Origin of the sequence: Streptomyces sp. Tu 2975, assembly GCF_009832925.1 — a bacterium.
GTDB lineage: Bacteria > Actinomycetota > Actinomycetes > Streptomycetales > Streptomycetaceae > Streptomyces.
The window spans coordinates 6,424,416-6,440,760 of the sequence record NZ_CP047140.1 but is presented as its reverse complement, the minus strand read 5'-3'; the positions used below and the strand labels follow the sequence as shown (position 1 = coordinate 6,440,760).

General features: G+C 73.5%; 15 protein-coding genes and 1 pseudogene. 5 read left to right on the top strand and 11 right to left on the bottom strand.

Features of this window, described 5'->3' with window-relative positions; translation table 11 throughout:
- Positions 1-4: 4 nt before the first annotated feature.
- The 3 genes from GLX30_RS28640 to GLX30_RS28630 are packed head-to-tail and all read right to left on the bottom strand — an operon-like array spanning position 5 to position 2,822.
- Entirely contained in the window at positions 5-742 is a 738-nt protein-coding gene (locus GLX30_RS28640) for an SseB family protein (RefSeq protein ID WP_159693682.1), read from the bottom strand.
- A gap of 56 nt (positions 743-798) precedes the next feature.
- The gene (gene mycP, locus GLX30_RS28635; protein WP_159693680.1) at positions 799-1,971 is read right to left on the bottom strand and encodes a type VII secretion-associated serine protease mycosin; all 1,173 of its coding nucleotides are present in this window, start codon (positions 1,969-1,971) and stop codon (positions 799-801) included.
- Positions 1,968-2,822: a hypothetical protein gene (locus GLX30_RS28630; RefSeq protein WP_244258516.1), complete on the bottom strand. Its 855-nt coding sequence runs from the start codon at positions 2,820-2,822 to the stop codon at positions 1,968-1,970. The genes mycP and GLX30_RS28630 overlap by 4 nt, the downstream gene beginning before the upstream one ends.
- An 823-nt stretch (positions 2,823-3,645) precedes the next feature.
- Between GLX30_RS28630 and GLX30_RS28625 the strand changes: the two genes are divergently transcribed.
- Positions 3,646-4,848 (top strand): amino acid deaminase/aldolase, encoded by a 1,203-nt coding sequence (locus GLX30_RS28625; RefSeq protein ID WP_159693678.1) that lies wholly within the window; start codon positions 3,646-3,648, stop codon positions 4,846-4,848.
- A gap of 36 nt (positions 4,849-4,884) precedes the next feature.
- On the opposite strand, the gene GLX30_RS28620 is transcribed toward GLX30_RS28625, so the two are convergent.
- From GLX30_RS28620 to GLX30_RS28605, 4 genes are read right to left on the bottom strand one after another with little or no spacing between them, the layout of a single operon-like run.
- Positions 4,885-5,853 (bottom strand): DUF2510 domain-containing protein, encoded by a 969-nt coding sequence (locus tag GLX30_RS28620; protein WP_159693676.1) that lies wholly within the window; start codon positions 5,851-5,853, stop codon positions 4,885-4,887.
- Between the two features lie 37 nt (positions 5,854-5,890).
- On the bottom strand, positions 5,891-6,673 hold the full coding sequence (locus tag GLX30_RS28615) for a 3-oxoacyl-ACP reductase (RefSeq protein WP_159693674.1): 783 nt from the start codon (positions 6,671-6,673) through the stop codon (positions 5,891-5,893).
- Between the two features lie 6 nt (positions 6,674-6,679).
- A complete protein-coding gene (locus tag GLX30_RS28610) occupies positions 6,680-8,047 on the bottom strand; it encodes an aldehyde dehydrogenase family protein (protein WP_159693672.1) in 1,368 nt (455 codons plus the stop codon).
- An 8-nt stretch (positions 8,048-8,055) separates the two neighbouring features.
- Positions 8,056-9,420 (bottom strand): glutamine synthetase family protein, encoded by a 1,365-nt coding sequence (locus GLX30_RS28605; protein WP_159693670.1) that lies wholly within the window; start codon positions 9,418-9,420, stop codon positions 8,056-8,058.
- Positions 9,421-9,498: 78 nt separating this feature from the next.
- On the opposite strand from GLX30_RS28605, the gene GLX30_RS28600 reads away from it, so the two are divergent.
- The 3 genes from GLX30_RS28600 to GLX30_RS28590 all read left to right on the top strand — a co-directional run bounded on the left by GLX30_RS28600 (position 9,499) and on the right by GLX30_RS28590 (position 12,596).
- The gene (locus GLX30_RS28600; protein ID WP_159693668.1) at positions 9,499-10,239 is read left to right on the top strand and encodes an FCD domain-containing protein; all 741 of its coding nucleotides are present in this window, start codon (positions 9,499-9,501) and stop codon (positions 10,237-10,239) included.
- Positions 10,240-10,429: 190 nt separating this feature from the next.
- On the top strand, positions 10,430-11,896 hold the full coding sequence (gene eat / locus GLX30_RS28595; protein WP_159693666.1) for an ethanolamine permease: 1,467 nt from the start codon (positions 10,430-10,432) through the stop codon (positions 11,894-11,896).
- Between the two features lie 7 nt (positions 11,897-11,903).
- A complete protein-coding gene (locus GLX30_RS28590; protein ID WP_159693664.1) occupies positions 11,904-12,596 on the top strand; it encodes a gamma-glutamyl-gamma-aminobutyrate hydrolase family protein in 693 nt (230 codons plus the stop codon).
- Between the two features lie 106 nt (positions 12,597-12,702).
- On the opposite strand, the gene GLX30_RS28585 is transcribed toward GLX30_RS28590, so the two are convergent.
- Positions 12,703-13,623, bottom strand: coding sequence for a LysR family transcriptional regulator (locus tag GLX30_RS28585; RefSeq protein ID WP_208545501.1), 921 nt, complete (start codon positions 13,621-13,623; stop codon positions 12,703-12,705).
- Positions 13,624-13,693: 70 nt separating this feature from the next.
- On the opposite strand from GLX30_RS28585, the gene GLX30_RS28580 reads away from it, so the two are divergent.
- Complete coding sequence (locus GLX30_RS28580; protein ID WP_159693662.1) at positions 13,694-14,824, top strand: TDT family transporter; 1,131 nt, start codon at positions 13,694-13,696, stop codon at positions 14,822-14,824.
- Here the strand turns inward: GLX30_RS28580 and GLX30_RS35520 are convergent.
- From GLX30_RS35520 to GLX30_RS28565, 3 genes and pseudogenes are all read right to left on the bottom strand, one after another.
- Positions 14,775-14,996, bottom strand: a pseudogene (locus GLX30_RS35520) (helical backbone metal receptor); the annotation flags it as partial. The gene GLX30_RS28580 and the pseudogene GLX30_RS35520 sit on opposite strands and share 50 nt — an antisense overlap.
- Positions 14,981-15,718 carry a helical backbone metal receptor gene (locus tag GLX30_RS28570; protein ID WP_159693660.1) on the bottom strand — a complete coding sequence of 246 codons (738 nt, stop codon included), beginning with the start codon at positions 15,716-15,718 and terminating at the stop codon, positions 14,981-14,983. The gene GLX30_RS28570 and the pseudogene GLX30_RS35520, both read right to left, overlap by 16 nt.
- A gap of 9 nt (positions 15,719-15,727) precedes the next feature.
- Positions 15,728-16,321, bottom strand: a complete 594-nt coding sequence (locus tag GLX30_RS28565; protein ID WP_159693658.1) for a helix-turn-helix transcriptional regulator — start codon at positions 16,319-16,321, stop codon at positions 15,728-15,730.
- Between the last annotated feature and the right edge of the window lie 24 nt (positions 16,322-16,345).

Sequence of the window (16,345 nt, the reverse complement as noted above, 5' to 3'; positions counted from 1 at the left end):
CGGCCTATTCCCTGACGTAGAAGGGCTCGCCCGGAGGGGTGGCCCCGGCCGGCAGCAGCGCCAGATCGAGGCCCCGCACCAGGCGGGCCCTCAGCACGTCGTCCGCCGCGAGCGCCCGCGCCACGCGGCCGCCCGCCTCCGCGGGTTCCACGTCCGCGGCCAGCACCAGCGCGAGCGTGCCGTCCGAGTCCCGGCCGGGGCCGAGGTGGGCGCGCAGCACCGCCGGTTCCGCGGTGACCGCCGTACGTACGGCCCCGGTGACCGCCGGGTCGGCGAGCGGGTCGGTGCTGCTGCGGCCCTCCGCGAGGGCGAGCAGGGCGGGACCGGTGAGCTGGTACGTGACGGGCCCGGCCAGGTCGAGCACGACGGTGTCCGCCTTCTCGTGGGCCGCTGCCTGCAGCGCCTGGTGCAGCGGCACGGCGACGGGACGCGCCTTCGGGTCCCACCGGGCGAGCGACGCGATCGACGTGAACGCGGGCAGTGCCCGGCGGGAGCCGGCCGTGAGCGTCGGCACGGCCATGTCGCTGGTCTTCTCGACCCGCAGACCGGTCTGCGGGTCCTCCTCCACCTCACCGAGCACGGCGACGATCGGGACCAGGAGCCGGGCGCCCCGGAGCGCCTCGAGGACCGGCTGTTCGGCACTGCGGTCCTCGGACCAGGCGGCGAGCGCCGCCTGCAAGGCCGGGTCGGCGGTGCCGTCGTCGTCGGAGAAACCGGGGTCGGGAATGTTCTTGAGCGCCACGCACCGAGCCTAACGCCCTGCTCGCGGACGCCTGTCGGCGGCTGCCGGGCGCCGAATCAGGAGTGGCGTGTGCGGCCGCCGCGCCAGAGCACCACGGACATGGCCAGGAGCAGCGCGCCGGCGCCGCCGGCGGCCACGGCCAGCCAGCCGCCCGGGCCGCCGTCCGCGCCCTCGGGCCGGGGGCCGGGGCCGAAGTATTCCTCGCGGTAGCCCGCGGTGGCCGCCTTCGGGTCGCCGGGGCGCAGCCGGGCGCCCTCGCTGATCGCCGCGGCGGGGTCGACCGTGCCGTAGCCCTTCGAGTCGTCACGGCCCCCCTTGGGGGCGTCGCGCGCGGTGTCGATGAGGAGCTTCTTGATCTGCGCGGGTGTGAGGTCCGGGTGGGCCGAGCGCACCAGGGCGACCGCGCCGGACACGAAGGCCGCCGCCGCGCTGGTCCCCCAGCCCTCGTAGTAGCGGCGGTCGGGGTCGGCGATGACGATGTTGACGCCCGGCGCGCTGACGGTGGCGTACCAGCGGCGGGTGGAGAACGACGCGTGGGTGCCCCAGCGGTCGACGGCGGTCACCGCGATGACGCCCGGGTAGGCGGCGGGGTAGGAGACGCGGTCGCCCTTCTCGCCGCCGTTGCCGGCGGAGGCGACGACGACCGATCCCTTGGAGAGGGCGTACTGGACGGCCGCGTCCTCGCCCGCCTCGGGGTGCGCGGACTCGCTGTCGTCGCCCAGTGAGAGGTTGATGACGTCGGCGCCCTGGTCGGCGGCCCAGCGGATGCCCTGGGCCAGCGCCGTGCCGCGGCTCTTGCGCGCCTTGTCGCGGGCCTTGTCCTTGCCCTCGAGGATGACGCGGACCGGCAGGATCTTCGCCTCGGGGGCGATGCCGAGGACGCCCGACTCCCGGCCCGGGCCGTGGCCGTGGGCGGCGACGATGCCGGCCATCGCGGTGCCGTGCCGGGCCCAGGTGCTGTCGCCGCGTTCAGCGCCGAAGCCGATGAAGTCCTTGCCCGGCAGCACGGAGCCGGCCAGGTCGGGGTGCTGGTCGTCCACGCCGGTGTCGAGCACGGCGACGGTGATGCCCTCGCCCTTGGTGGTCCGCCATGCCTCCTCGGTGTTCATGGCCTCGAGGCTCCACTGCTGGGCCCGGATGCCGTCCGCGTGCGCGGGCGTCGCCGGCAGCACGACGAACGAGGTGGCGGCGAGGACGGCGACGAGGCGCAGGCGATGGCGTCGTCTCATCGGGACTCCTCCGTGCGCGTGCCCACGGCCCCGCGCAGGCCCTTCTCGATGCGTTCCGCGATCCCGGTGGCCTCATGGCCGAGCCCCGCCTGGGCGGGCGGGTTCGTGGCGCCCTCGGCCTGTGCCTCGTCGGCCGGCTGCGGGTCGGCCACGGCACGGCCGTCGGCGAAGCCGGAGACGGCGTAGACGACGACGGGGGCCTCGGTGAGGACCTCCACCGTCCAACTGGCGCGCTGCTCGTCGCCGAATCCGGCGGAGACGGTGTTCTTGGCCGGGAACGTACGGGGCATCAGGTCGGTGCGCTCGCCGAGCGACTCGGTCGTGAACCGGTTGTGCAGGGCGAGCATCCCCTTCTCGTCCGCCTCGGTGAAGACGAGGCCGACGGTGGTGACGCTGCTGGACGTCGCGTCGGTGTACGTGGCGCGCAGGACGCGGGTGCAGCCGACGGGCTCCAGCGCCTTGGTGAGCAGCGGGTCGAGCGCGGTGGCGCAGTCGCTGTCGGGCGCGACGGCGATCCGCGTCCAGACGCGGTCCGCCCCGCCGGGGCCGGCTCCGTCGCCGTCGATCCTCCGCGGGAAGATGGTGTCCACGGGGACGCTGTGCCAGGCAATGCGCACCTCGGCGTAGACGTTCTCTTCGGCCGTGTCGGCGCTCGAGTCGCCGGTCAGCCAGGTGCCGGTGACGGCTCCGCCGATCAGACCGAGTCCGAGCACGACGGCGGTGACGGCCCCGACGGTCCGTGCGGGGTGCCGGGTGCGTACGGGACGCAGCCGGGTCGTCATCTCGGCCGGCGTCTCGGGCGGGATCCACATCTGGGCGGGTGGGCGCGGCGCATCGGGCCGCGGGGTCATGTCGACGCTGCCGACCGGTCGCGGCGGCCGCGCGGGGCGCGCCGGGGCCTGCTGCCGGGGCCCGTCGGTGACGGGCCGGAGCCGCGTGGTGGTCTCGACCTCCGGGATCGAGCCGTCGGCGGGTCCGTCCGCCTGGCCGGGCCGGGGCTGCGGCACCGCTGCGGGCGGGGCCGTGGGCGGCACGGAGGGCCGGTCCGTGCCCGGGGCAGGGCGGGACGGGGGAACGGCGGGGGACGCGGCGGGGACAGCGGCCGGGCGGGTGCGGCAGGTCCCGGTGCGGCGGGGCGCGGCGGCGCGGCCTGGGTGTGCCCGGCGGGCGGCGGAGGGGAAACAGGGCGGTCGAGGGCGGCGCCGGTGCTCGGACGCGCCGGCGGCACGCCGCCCCCGGGCCGGGCAGGCGGTGCCACGGCGTCCGGGCGGGCGGCCGGAGTGCCGGAAGCCGTCGGGGCGGGAGCACCGGGAGTGGCCGAGCCGGGAGCGGGCGTACCGGAAGCAGTCGCGGGAGAGCCCGGCGCGGGCGGCGTGGCCGGAGGCGTCACGGGCGGGCCGGGGGCATCGGCGTCCGGGGGCAGCAATGCCTCAGAGATGCGGGAGCGGGGCGGGGGCTGCGGGCCGGAAGGGCGCTGCGCCTCCGTGCTCATCACACCCCCCGTTGCTCCATCACGTACCGCCGGCTGATCACCCTTCCGGGCAGGCGCTGCGTCACCTCGTGCCGTCACTCTAACGGGCACGATCGACGACATCGGCCACCCGACTGCGGTCCGTGGGGATCTGCCCAAAACATCCCCTACCCCGGGGTAATCCTGTCTGGCAAGCTCGGGCCATGACTCCCCGTTCCGCTGACCGGGCCCGTTACGACAAGGCCACCGCCCACCTCGACGCGCCCGTCGCGATCGTCGATCTCGAGGCCTTCGACGCCAACGCCGTCGATCTGGTGCGCAGGGCCGCCGGCAAGCCCGTGCGGGTCGCCAGCAAGTCGGTGCGCTGTCGGGCGCTGCTCGAACGGGTGCTGGCCATGGACGGGTTCGCCGGGATCATGTCGTACACGCTGGACGAGTCGATCTGGCTGGCGCGGTCCGGTTTCGACGACGTGCTGCTCGCCTATCCCTCCGCGGACCGCGCCGGTTTCGCCGAGCTCGCCGGCGACCCGAAACTCGCGGCCGCCGTGACGGTGATGGTCGACGACCCGGAGCAGCTGGAACTCATCGACGCCTCTCGCGCCGGTGGTACGGAGGAGATCCGGCTCTGCCTCGAACTGGACACGGCTCTCCATCTGTTGGGCGGCCGGGTGAGGGTCGGCGCACGGCGCTCGCCGCTGCGTGAGCCGGCCCGGCTCGCGGACATGGCCAGGTCGATCGCGCGCCGCCCGGGTTTCCGCCTGGTGGGCCTGATGGCGTACGAGGGCCATGTCGCGGGTGTGGGCGACTCGGTCGCCGGATCGCCGGTGCGTTCGCGTGCCGTGCGGCTGATGCAGCGGGCGGCCCGCAAGGAGTTGGCGGCCCGCCGGGCGGCCGTGGTGCGGGCGGTGCGGGCGGTGGAGCCCGGTCTGGAGTTCGTCAACGGCGGCGGCACCGGCAGTGTGCAGCACACGGCGGCCGAGGACGCGGTCACGGAGATCGCGGCCGGTTCCGGCCTGTACGCGCCGCGCCTGTTCGACAACTACACGTCGTTCACCGCCCGTCCCGCCGCGCTGTTCGCGCAGCCGGTGGTGCGCCGGCCCGGCGTGGGAGCGGTCACGGTGCTCGGCGGCGGATATCCCGCCTCCGGTGCCGCCGGTCGGGACCGGCTGCCCGTGCCGTGGCTGCCCGAGGGGCTTCGCTACGACCCCCAGGAGGGGGCCGGCGAGGTGCAGACGCCGCTGCTGGGTCCGCCCGCCGACGATCTGCTGATCGGCGACAAGGTGTGGTTCCGGCACGCCAAGGCCGGTGAGCTGTGCGAGCGTTTCGAGACGCTGCACCTCGTCGAGGGCGAGCGTGTGACGGGCTCCGCGCCGACGTACCGGGGCGAGGGCCGTACCTTCCTCTGAGGCCGGGACGGGCGTGCTGCGGCGGTGGACGGAACGTCAGCCGGGGCCGATGCTGCTGCCGACGCCGCCGCCCGTGGTGTCGCCCACGGGGCGGATGCTCTCGGCCACTTCGTCCATCACCTCGAGCCCCGGTGCGGACGGGGCCGCGTCGAAGGCGAAGCGGACGACCATGAGCGCCCCGGTGCCGGCGGGTGAGGGGAAGGCGATGGTCTGCACGTAGCCGCCGGTGCCCGCGCCGGTGACGACCTGCCAGCGCACCAGATAGCCGGCCTTCCCCGCGACGGCGAAGTTCTGCGACTTGAGGACCTTGTGGGACTCGATGCCGCCGTGGGGGCGGTTGCCGAGTGTGTCCTCGCCGTACACCTTTTCCGCGTACCGGGAGATGTCCTCCTTGGCCACGGCCTCCGCCGTGGCGGCGTCCGAGCTCGCCGCGATCGAGGAGACCCGGCCCTGGCGGCAGAGGGAGGAGCCGCCCGCGGGGCAGTCGTACGTCTCGTCCGTGTAGATCGTGGCGCCCTCTTCGAGGGAGCTGGTGGCCCGCACCCAGCCGTCAGGGATGGCGAGGGTGATGCCGTTGAGCTGGTCCTCGAGCACCGCCGCGTCCTCCGTCGCGGGGGGCGACGCGGTGGCGCTGTTCTTCGGGTCGGCCGTCGCCGGGGCGGGCGTCGGGCTGCTGCTCGGCGCGCTCCTCGGGGAGGACCCGCTGTCGTCCCCGCCGAGGAGTACGGCCCCGGTCGCGACCGCCGCGACGAGCACGACCCCTGCGACCGCGAGCGCTATGAGCCGTTTGTTGCCGCTGCCTCCCGGGCCACTGCCGGCGGGCCGCATCGGGACGGTGTGCGGCTGCGGCGGCCCGAACGTCCCGCCCGGTCCCTGCGGCGGATGTACCGGCACACCGCCCGTGGCCTGGGCCGCGCGCGAGTGCGCGGTCCAGGCCGTACCGTCCCACCAGCGTTCGGTGTGGGGCGCCTGGGGGTCCGGGTACCAGCCGGGAGGGGTCGTCATGCTCATCCCGCCACCTTAGGGGCGGCGGGGGGCCTGGCTACAGAGGGGTCACGTACGCCCCGGAGATCCCGCCGTCGACCAGGAAGTCCGTCGCGTTGACGAACGAGGAGTCGTCGCTGGCGAGGAAGGCGACGGCGGCGGCGATCTCGTCGGCCTCCGCGAAACGCCCTGCCGGGATGTGCACCAGGCGTCGTGCGGCCCGCTCCGGGTCCTTCGCGAACAGCTCCTGGAGCAGAGGTGTGTTGACCGGTCCCGGGCACAGGGCGTTGACCCGGATGCCCTCGCGGGCGAACTGCACGCCCAGTTCCCGTGACATGGCGAGCACGCCGCCCTTGGAGGCGGTGTACGAGATCTGGGAGGTGGCGGCACCCATGATCGCCACGAAGGAGGCGGTGTTGATGATGGAGCCCCTGCCCTGGCGCTGCATGTAGGGGATGGCCGCCTTGCAGCACAGGTAGACGGAGGTGAGGTTGACCTCCTGGACGCGCCGCCACGCGTCGATGCCGGTGGTGAGGATCGAGTCGTCGTCGGGGGGCGAGATGCCGGCGTTGTTGAAGGCGACGTCGACGCTGCCGTAGGTGTCGTACGCGGCCTTGAACAGTGCCTCGACCTGTTCGGCGTCGGTGACGTCGACGCGTACGAACGTCCCGCCGACCTCGTCGGCCGCGGCCTTGCCCGCGGTCTCGTCGATGTCGCCGCAGACGACGTTCGCGCCTTCGGAGGCGAGCCGGCGCGCGGCTGCCAGGCCGATGCCGCTGCCGGCGCCGGTGATCACTGCGGTGCGGCCTTCGAGGCGGCGGCAGACAGGGGTCTCGGTCATGGTGTCTCAGGCCTCCGTGCTGATGAAGACGTTCTTGGTCTCGGTGAAAGCGGTGAGCGCGTCGGGGCCGAGTTCACGGCCGAGCCCGGACTGCTTGTAGCCGCCGAACGGGGTCCAGTAGCGGACGCTGGAGTGGGAGTTGACGGAGAGGTTGCCGGCGCGGACGGCGCGGGAGACGCGCAGGGCACGGGCCACGTCGCGGGTCCAGAGGGACCCGGAGAGACCGTATTCGGTGGCGTTGGCGAGCCGTACGGCGTCCTCCTCGTCCTCGAAGGGGATCACGGCGGCGACCGGTCCGAAGACCTCTTCGCACGCGGCGGGTGCGTCCGGCGCGATGTCGGTGAGCACCGTCGGCGGGAACCAGAAGCCCGGTCCGTCGGGGGCGGTGCCCCGGATCGCCTTGGCGCCGTCGGGGACGTAACCGCGCACCCTTTCCAGCTGGGTGCGCGAGATCAGCGGGCCCATCTGCGTCTTCTCGTCGGACGGATCGCCGACGACGACCGATTCGACGGCGGGGGCGAGCAGGTCCAGGAAGCGGTCGTACACCGATGCCTGCACCAGGATCCGGGTGCGGGCGCAGCAGTCCTGTCCGCTGTTGTCGAGGAAGGACATGGGGGTGGCGGCCGCGGCGGCGGCCACGTCGGCGTCGGCGAAGACGATGTTGGGGCTCTTGCCGCCGAGTTCGAGGGTCACCCGCTTCACGCGGTCGGCGCACTTGGCCATGATGCTCTTGCCGACCCTGGTGGAGCCGGTGAAGACGATCTTCGCGACGCCGGGGTGCTCGACGAGCGCGTTGCCGGTCACGTCGCCGGCGCCGGGCAGCACCTGGAAGAGATGCTCGGGAAGCCCGGCCACCAGGGCGAGTTCCGCGAGGCGCAGGGCGGTCAGGGGGGTGGTCTCGGCCGGCTTGAGCAGGACGGCGTTGCCGGCGGCGAGTGCGGGGGCCGTGCCCCAGGCGGCGATCGGCATGGGGAAGTTCCAGGGCGCGATCACGCCGACGACACCGAGCGGTTCGAGGATCGTGACGTTCATGCCGCCCGGGACGGGGATCTGCCGGCCGTTCAGGCGCTCCACTCCCCCGGCGGCGTAGTCGAGCAGGTCGCGGACGTTGCCCGCTTCCCATCGGGCGTTGCCGATGGTGTGGCCCGCCTCGAGGACCTCGAGCCGGGCCAGTTCCTCGAGGTGGTCGTCGACGACGGCGGCGAAGCGGCGCAGCAGCCGGGCCCGGTCGGCGGGGGCGGCGGCGGCCCACTGCTCCTGGGCCCCGGCGGCGCGGGCGACCGCGGCGTCGACCTCCGCGACGGTCGTCGCGGGGACGGTCCGCACGACTTCTTCGGTGGCCGGGTCGAGTACGTCGTGGTGCGTGTCAGCCAAGGGGTGCCTCACATGCGTTCGAAGGAGCGGCGGAGCTCCCAGTCGGTCACCGCGGAGTCGAAGGCCTCGAGTTCGACGCGCGCCATGTTCCGGTAGTGGGCGACGACCGCGTCGCCGAAGGCGGCCTTGGCGATGGGGCTGTTCTCCCAGAGCTCGGCGGCGTCGCGCAGGGTGGTGGGGACGTGTTCGTAGTCGCCGGAGTAGGCGTTGCCCGTGCAGGGGTCCGGGAGTTCGAGCCGCTGCTCGATGCCGTGCAGGCCGGCGGCCACGAGGCCGGCGACGGCGAGATACGGGTTGACGTCACCACCGGGCAGCCTGTTCTCGAAGCGCGTCGCGGGGCCGTGGCCGACGACGCGGAGGGCGCAGGTGCGGTTGTCGTGGCCCCAGGCGACGGCGGTCGGGGCGAAGGAGCCGGGGCGGAAGCGCTTGTAGGAGTTGACGGTCGGCGCGTACAGCAGGGAGAAGTCGCGCAGTGCGGCGAGCTGGCCGGCGAGGAAGTGCCGCATGAGCGGCGACATGCCGTCGGGGCCGTCCCCGGCCATGACGCCCCGGCCGTCGGCGTCCCGCAGGGACAGGTGGATGTGGCAGGAGTTGCCCTCGCGCTCGTTGTACTTCGCCATGAAGGTGAGCGAGACGCCTTCCTGGGCGGCGATCTCCTTCGCGCCGGTCTTGTAGACGGCGTGCTGGTCGCAGGTGACGAGGGCCTCGTCGTACTTGAAGACGATCTCGTGCTGGCCCGGGTTGCACTCGCCCTTGGCGGACTCGACGGTCAGGCCCGCGCCGGTCATCTCGTTGCGGATGCGGCGCAGCAGGGGCTCGATGCGGCCGGTGCCGAGGACGGAGTAGTCGATGTTGTACTGGTTGGCCGGGGTGAGGCCGTGGTAGCCGCTGTCCCAGGCCTGTTCATAGGTGTCCTTGAAGACGATGAACTCGAGCTCCGTGCCGACGTGGGCCGTGAGTCCGTGTTCGGCGAGGCGCTCGAGCTGGGCCCGGAGGATCTGGCGGGGGGCGGCGACGACGGGCCGACCCTCGTCCCACGCCAGATCGGCGATGACGAGTGCGGTGCCCTCGTGCCAGGGGATCCTGCGCAGCGTGGTGAGATCCGGGTGCATGGCGAAGTCGCCGTAGCCGCGCTCCCAGGACGACATCTCGTATCCGTCGACCGTGTTCATGTCGGTGTCGACGGCGAGGAGGTAGTTGCAGCCCTCGGTGCCGTGCTCGACGACCTCGTCGAGGAAGAAGGGGGCGGCGAACCGCTTGCCCTGGAGTCGTCCCTGCATGTCGGGGAAGGCCAGGACGACGGTGTCGATCTCGCCGCTCGCGACGAGCGCTCGCAGCTCGTCGAGGGCGAGCGGGGGTTTGCGGTCTGCCACGGGACGGTGCCTCCTTGGGTCAGCCGGGAGCCATAAGGTATTACTGAAGACCATTGCTTGGGAAGGGGAAACGGCGAGGTGGCGAAGACAGATGGGGCCGCGGGCACGCCGACGGACCGGCTGACACCGGTGCTGCGCCCCGTGCGGGCGGGCAACGGCTTCGAGGAGGCGCTCGAGCAGATCCTTCAGCTGCTGCGCCTCGGACTGGTTCCGGGCGGGGAGCGACTGCCGGCAGAACGGGAACTGGCCGAGCGCATGGGCATCAGCCGGGTCACCCTGCGCGAGGTGCTCAAGGTGCTCACCGACCAGGGACTGGTGGAGAGCCGCCGCGGCCGTTACGGCGGAACGTTCGTGCTGCACCGCCCCGACAGCCACGGCGAGGAGGAACTGCGCCGCCGGGTCGCGGGCGCCGACGTCGAGGACACCTTGCGTTTCCGTGAGGTTCTCGAGGTGGGGGCGGCCGGTCTGTGCGCGGCCCACCGCCTCACCGACGACGGCGCGCTGCGGCTGCGCACGGCCCTGACGGCGACGCACGACGCGCCGCTCACCGAGTACCGCAGGCAGGACACGCTGCTCCACCTGACGCTGGCCGAGCTGTCCGGTTCCGCCTCCCTCACCGCGCAGTACGCGGCGGTCCGGGCCACCCTGAACGACCTGCTCGACTGCATCCCGCTGCTCGTACGGAACCTGGAGCACTCGCAGCACCAGCACACGGCACTGGTGGAGGCCGTGCTCGACGGCGACCCGGACGGAGCGCGCGAGGTGATGCGCGAGCACTGCGAGGGGACGGCGGCGCTGCTGCGGGGCTTCCTGGCGTGAGCGGCCGGGACGCGGCGCCGGCGCCGAGGACGCGAAGGGGACGGAAGCGCCGGCACCGGGACGGTCCGGCGGACGACCAGGCCATGGAGCGGGCGGATCCGTAACACCGGGTTTACGCACAGGGCTTGCGCTGCCGCCGGAGTGCCGCAAAGGTGTCCGCACAAACCTTTGACCTGAGCCAGGAGCGACCATGGCTGAAGGCACCACATCGCGCCCCCCGTCCGCCGCCCCACCCGGACCCGACGCCGAGTCGGACGCCTATCTGAACCGGCGCACCCTGCGCAGAGGCAGCGCCGGATGGCTGCTGCTGACCGGACTCGGCGTCGCGTATGTCGTCTCCGGCGACTTCTCCGGATGGAACATCGGGCTCTCGAAGGGCGGTTTCGGCGGCCTCGCCGTCGCCACCCTCCTGATGGGCGCGATGTACGCCTGTCTCGTCTTCGCACTCGCGGAACTGTCCGCGATCCTGCCCACCGCGGGCGGCGGCTACGGCTTCGCCCGGCGCGCGCTCGGGACCTGGGGCGGCTTCCTCACCGGCACCGCGATCCTCATCGAGTACATCCTCGCCCCCGCCGCGATCTCCATCTTCATCGGCGACTACGTCGAATCGCTGGGCCTGTTCGGCCTGGAATCCGGCTGGCCCGTCCATCTGGCCTGCTTCGTCGTCTTCATCGGCATCCACCTCTGGGGCGTCGGTGAGGCCCTGCGCTTCAGCCTCGTCGTGACCGCCATCGCCGTCGCGGCGCTGCTGATCTTCGCAGTGGGAGCGTTCACCGAGTTCAGCGCCGGCGGGCTCGACGACATCCCCGTCGACACGGAGGCGTTCGGCGCGAACTCCTGGCTGCCGTTCGGCCTGCTGGGCATCTGGGCCGCCTTCCCGTTCGGCATGTGGTTCTTCCTCGGGGTGGAGGGCGTGCCACTGGCGGCAGAGGAGGCGAAGGACCCCGTGCGTTCCATGCCCAGGGCGCTGGCGATCTCCATGGGCATCCTGGTGCTGCTCGCGCTGCTGACCTTCTTCGCGGCGAGCGGCGCCCGCGGCTCCGCCGCCATCCAGGAGGCCGGCAACCCGCTGGTGGTCGCCCTCCAGGGCGACGGCGACCCCACCCCGCTGAGCCGCTTCGTCAACTACGCGGGCCTCGCCGGACTCGTGGCCTCGTTCTTCTCGCTGATCTACGCGGGCTCCCGGCAGCTCTTCGCCCTTTCCCGGGCCGGCTACCTGCCCCGCTTCCTGTCACTGACCAGCCGTCGCAAGTCGCCCTATCTCGGCCTGCTGATCCCCGGCGCGATCGGCTTCGCCCTGGCGGCGGGCACCGGCAACGGCGCGCGGATGCTGAACATCGCCGTCTTCGGCGCGACGATCAGCTACGCGCTGATGGCGCTCTCGCACATCGTGCTGCGCCGCCGTGAACCGGAACTGCCGCGCCCCTACCGGACGCCGGGCGGCGTCGCCACCTCCTCCGTCGCCTTCGTGCTCGCACTGTCCGCGCTGGTGGCGACGTTCCTGGTGGACAAGGACGCCGCGTTCATGGCACTCGGCGTGTATGCCGTGGCGCTCGCCTACTTCGCCTTCTACAGCCGCCACCATCTGGTGGCACGGGCCCCGGAGGAGGAGTTCGCGGCCCTGGCGGCCGCGGAGGCCGAACTGGAACGGAAGTGACAACCTGATGCATGTGTCCAAGCCGCTGATCGGTATCAGCACCTACTGGGAGACGTCCGCCCGGTGGGGCGTGTGGGACCTGCCCGCCGCGCTGCTGCCCGCCGGCTATCCGCGTCTCGTGCAGTCGGCGGGCGGCATCGCCGCGATGCTCCCGCCGGACGAGCCGACGCTCGCGGAAGCTGCGGTGGCCCGAGTCGACGGACTGGTCATCGCCGGCGGCGCCGACGTCGACCCCGAGCGCTACGGCGCCCCGCGCGATCCCCGCACCGGCCCTCCGGCACCCGAACGCGACGCGTGGGAACTGGCGCTGATCCGCGCGGCGCTGGCGTCCGGGACGCCGCTACTGGGCATCTGCCGCGGCATGCAGCTGCTGAACGTCGCGCTCGGCGGGACGCTGGTGCAGCACCTGGACGGACACGTGACGTCGGCCGGGGTCTTCGGCCGGCACCCCGTGAAGCCGGTGCCCGGAACGCTGTACGGCTCGATCACCCCCGAGGCGACCTCCGTCCCGACCTACCACCACCAGTCGGTGGACCGCCTCGGCGCGGGCCTCGTCCCGAGCGCGTACGCGGAGGACGACGGCACGGTGGAGGCGATCGAACCGGCGGGAGGCGGCGGTTGGGCGCTCGGGGTGCAGTGGCATCCGGAAATGGGCTCGGACACGCGGCTGATGACGGCGCTGGTGCGGGCGGCGCGCTGACCCTGCGGGGGCGTGGCCGCTGCGGGCGTGACCGCTGCCCCGGGCTGTTCCCCTGCGGGGCGTGGCCGCTGCGGGGCGTGGCCCACCGCGCAGCGGCCCCCCACCGTCACCCCCGCGTCAACCCCAAGAGCTCCCGCGCCGGGCCCACCGGCCGCTGCGCGTGGGGCCAGACCGCGCGCAGGTCGCGTTCGAGCGCCACCCCCTCCACGGGCACCCGCGTCAGGCGGCGGGACGACAGTTCCTCCGTGACCGCCAGCTCGCTGAGGACCGCCGGACCCGCCCCACTGACGGCCGCGGCCTTCACCGCGGTGGTGGAGGCCAGCTCCATCAGCGGCGCGGAGAGCCCACCGTGGCGGGAGAGCGCCGAGTCGAGCACCTGCCGTGTGCCGGAGCCCCGTTCACGCAGGACGAGCGGTGTTCTGGCCAGTTCCTCGGGGGTCAGCGGGGCCCTGCGCCGCCGGGCCCACGCGTGCCCGGGGGCCACGACCACGAACAGCCGGTCGTGGCCGATGACGGTGCCGTCGAGGCCTTCCGGCACGGCGAGGCCCTCGACGAAGCCGAGGTCGGCCTCCCCGGAGAGCAGCCGTTCCGCGACGGCCGACGAGTTTCCGGCGATCAGCGAGACCGCCGTGCCGGGGCGCTGTGCGCGCAGCGCGATGAGCCACCCGGGCAGCAGGTACTCGGCGATCGTCATGCTCGCCGCGACCCGCAGCCGTGAGTCCCGCCGGCCCCGCAGCGCCTGCGCGCCGGCGTCGAACGCCTCCGCCGCCTCCACGATCCGCCGGGCCCAGTCGGTGACGAGCGCGCCCGCCTCGGTCAGCCGGGACCCGCGCGGGGAGCGGTCGACGAGGGCCACGCCCAGCTGGCGTTCCATGGAGCGGATGCGGCTGCTCGCCGCGGGCTGGGTGATGCCGACTTCGCGGGCCGCACGCCCGAGGCTCCCGTGGCGGGCGACGGCGAGCAGCAGTTCCAGCGCCCCCAGGTCGGGCACCCGGTGTGCCAGCGGCACACGTTGCTCTTCGCTCATAAGACCAGCTTATGAGGCGATAGGGAGAAGGTCCCTGGTGGGGGCGGCGGGCGTCGGCGAACGTGGCGTCATGGTCACCGCCGTACAGTCGCTCCCCCGCCCGCCGGACCCGGTCCGGATCGTCGTCGCGCCCCGGCCCCCGGCCCTGCGGCAGCTCGGTCCTCACTGGTATGCGGCTGTCATGGGCACGGCTGTGGTCGCGAGCGCCGGGGTCGCGCTGCCGTTGGACGTCCCCGTTCTGCGCACGGCGTTCACCGGCGTCTGGGCGCTGTCGCTGGTGCTGCTCGCCGCGGTCGTGGCGGGCCGTACGGGGCACTGGCTCCGCCACCGGGACCAGGCGCGTGCCCATCTCCTGGACCCCGCCGTGGCCCCGTTCTACGGCTGCCTGGCGATGGCTCTGCTCGCCGTCGGCACCGGCACGCTCACGGTCGGCCGGGACGTCGTGGGCGAGGGGCCCGCGGTGGGCGCCGCGTTCGCGCTGTTCGCGGCGGGGACGCTCGTCGGCCTCGTGGGCGCCGTCGCGGTGCCGTATCTGATGGTGGTGCGGCACAGGGTCGAGGCCGGCAGCGCCTCGCCCGTGTGGCTGCTGCCCGTCGTGGCGCCGATGGTGTCCGCGGCGTCGGGTCCGCTCCTGGTGCCGTACCTGCCGCCGGGTCAGTGGCGGGAGGCGGCCCTGTTCGCCTGCTACGCGATGTTCGGGCTGAGTCTGCTGGCGACGCTGCTGATCCTGCCGATGGTCTTCGCCCGGCTCGTGCACCACGGCCCGTTGCCGCTCGCGACGACGCCCGCGCTGTTTCTGGTGCTCGGCCCGCTCGGCCAGTCGACCACCGCCGTGAACAAGTTGGCCGACGCCGCACCCGGTGAGCTCGACGCGCCGTATGCGGCGGGCATGGCCGTGTTCGCCGTCGTGTACGGCGTGCCTGTCATGGGCTTCGCTCTGCTGTGGCTGGCCCTCGCGGCGGCCATGGTGGTACGGGCCGCCCGGCGCGGCATGCCGTTCACGCTGGGCTGGTGGGCCTTCACCTTCCCGGTGGGCACGTGTGTGACCGGCGCCCAGAGCCTCGCGGACCGCACGGGCCTGGTGACGTACCAGTGGTCCGCGACGGCGCTCTACGGCTGCCTGGTGGTGGCCTGGGCGGTCGCCGGGACGCTCACCCTGCGCGGTCTGCTGCGCGGCGAGCTGCTGCGAGCGCCGCGCTGAGCTCCGCAGGGGCACGGCGGAGGGAGGGCCCGTACCAGGTCAGGTACCGTCCGTCGACGAGCGCGGCGGGTAGACCGGGAAAGGCCTCCGGGCCGTCGTCGGCGGTGAAGCGGTAGGGCTCGTCGGGAAGTACGACGGCCTCGGCGCCGATCGCCGTCAGCTCCTCGCGCGGTCTGCTGCGCGGCGAGCTGCTGCGAGCGCCGCGCTGAGCTCCGCAGGGGCACGGCGGAGGGAGGGCCCGTACCAGGTCAGGTACCGTCCGTCGACGAGCGCGGCGGGTAGACCGGGAAAGGCCTCCGGGCCGTCGTCGGCGGTGAAGCGGTAGGGCTCGTCGGGAAGTACGACGGCCTCGGCGCCGATCGCCGTCAGCTCCTCGACGGGGATGCGCGGATACCGTTCGGGGTGCTGTGCGTACACGTTGACCACACCGAGCCTGGCGAGCAGGTCCCCTGCGAAGGTGTCGCGGCCCAGCACCATCCACGGACGGCGCCAGATCGGCACCACGGCACGCAGCTCCGGCAGCGGCTCGACCGCCGCCCATGCCCTGCGCGCCTCGTCCAGCCAGCGCGGCCGGTCGAGGGAGCAGCCGGTGACCAGGACCCGTTCGAGCTCGGAGAAGGCCTGGTCGAGGTCACGTACCTCGGTCACCAGCACCTCGACGCCCGCCTCGCGCAGGGCGTTCAGATCGGGTTCCCGGTTCTCCTCCTCGTTGGCGATCACGAGATCGGGCCGCAGCCGCAGAACGGCCGGCACATCCGGGTTCTTGGTGCCGCCGACGCGGGCCGCGTCGAGGCCGGGCGGGTGGGTGCACCAGTCGGTGACTCCGACGAGGAGCCCCGGCGCGGTGGCCGCTACGGCCTCGGTCAGCGAGGGCACCAGGGAGACGACGCGCACCGGTCCGCCTCAGCCACGCGGGTCGGTGGTCGTGGCGATGTGGTCGGAGACGGAGACGACGAGGATGCGGGTGTCCGGGGTGGTGGCGCGCCAGCGGTGGCGGACCCCGCCGGAGAGGAACAGTGCGTCGCCGGGGCCGAGCCGGTAGGCCCGGCCCTCGGCCTCGACCTCCACCGCCCCGTCCGCGACGTAGAGCAGCTCGTCGTTACGGTGCTCGAACTCCCGGCCCGTCTCCTTCTCGCCGCTGAATTCCAGCGCGTGGAGCTGGTGCTGCCCGCGCACCAGGGCCCGGACGCCGTCGGACGGCGCGGTGGTCCTGGCGTCGTCGCCGGCCCGTACGACGTCCACCGTGCGAGCGGCGTCGGAGGCCGCGAGCAGTCGTTCCGCCGAGGTGTCGAGGGCGTCGGAGACCCGCTGGAGCGAGCGCATGCTCGGGTGGGCCCGCTCGTTCTCGATCTGGCTGAGGAAGGGCACGGAGAGGCCGCTGCGGGCGGCGACGGCAGCCAGCGTGAGACCGAGGGCCCGCCGGCGTTTGCGCACGGCGGCACCCACCCGGAGAGGCTCTTCCCTCTCCTTCATGTCCTTCGCGTCCTTCGCGTCCATGGGCCGGGCTCCCCTCCCCTGGGT